Annotated in this window: 1 protein-coding gene; it reads right to left on the reverse strand. The window is 59.4% G+C overall.

What is annotated here, in order from left to right:
- Positions 1 to 1,350, reverse strand: a 1,350-nt coding sequence (locus GNF76_RS29415) for an immunoglobulin-like domain-containing protein (protein WP_343037860.1), incomplete at both ends; no start/stop codon positions are given.

Here is a 1,350-nt window from a genome sequence, read left to right on the forward strand (position 1 = left end):
ACTACCTTGGTGATAGCCGTAGTGACGGTCTGATCGCCTTTGTACACATCGTCCGGCGCCACAACAGAGACGGTACCGCTCGATTGGTTCACGCCAATGGTGATGGTCTGGCCATTGTCCAAGGTGACAGTCAGCGGGTTGGTGATGTTGGTCACCGCCGCGCCATTTTTATCCACAAGGCTGGCGGTGTAGACGATCTGGCCGCCTTCGCCCACGGTGGTGGTGGCGGTCAGGACCACATCGACCTTGTCGATGGTGTCGTTGATGGTGGTGGTTGCGCCGTCGCCCGCCACTTCCAGCTTCTCGAAGTTGCCGCCAGCGGTGTCGGTGATCTTGACCGTTTGGGTGCTCTTGTCGATGAACACGTCATCGCCAGGCGCCGCAACGGTGACCGAGCCAACGGTTTCACCTTGTTTGATGGTGATGGTCGAACCGTTATCCAGCTTCAGGGTGACGTCGGTGCCGGCCTTGTTGCTCAAGGTCGCGGTGTAGGTGATCTGGCCACCCTCGCTCACTTCCGACGGAGCCGTCAGGGTCACGGTGGTGGTGTTATCGGTACCCGGTGTGTCAGTCACGGTGGTGGTGACTGGCGTGGTGCCTGGCACCAGATTTTCAAAGTGCTCGCCACCGGTTACTTTGGTGATGGCGGTGGTAACGGTCTGGTCGCCTTTGTACACATCATCTGGCGCCACAACCGAAACCGTGCCGCTCGACTGATTCACACCGATGGTGATGGTCTGGCCATTGTCCAGCGTCACGGTCAGCGGGTTGGTGATGTTGGTCACCGCATTACCCGACTTGTCGACCAAGGAGGCTGTGTAAACGATCTGGCCGCCTTCACCCACGGTGGTGGTCGCCGTCAGGACCACATCAACCTTGTCGATGGTGTCGTTGATGGTGGTAGTCGCACCGTCGCCAGCCACTTCCAGCTTCTCGAAGTTGCCGCCAGTGGTGTCAGTGATCTTGACGGTCTGGGTGCTCTTGTCGATGAACACGTCATCGCCTGGAGCGGCCACGGTGACCGAGCCAACGGTTTCACCCTGCTTGATGGTGATGGTGGAGCCGTTGTCCAGCTTCAGCGTCACATCAGTGCCGGCCTTGTTGCTCAAGGTCGCGGTGTAGGTAATCTGGCCACCTTCGCTTACTTCCGACGGAGCCGTCAGGGTCACGGTGGTGGTGTTATCGGTACCCGGAGTATCCGTGACGGTGGTGCTGACCGGCGTGGTACCTGGAACCAGATTTTCGAAGTGCTCGCCACCGGTCACGCCTTTGATGGCGGTGGTGACGGTCTGGTCGCCTTTGTACACATCGTCCGGAGCCACAACGGAGACAGTGCCGCTCGACTGGTTT

The organism is Pseudomonas spelaei (assembly GCF_009724245.1).
Lineage (GTDB): Bacteria > Pseudomonadota > Gammaproteobacteria > Pseudomonadales > Pseudomonadaceae > Aquipseudomonas > Aquipseudomonas spelaei.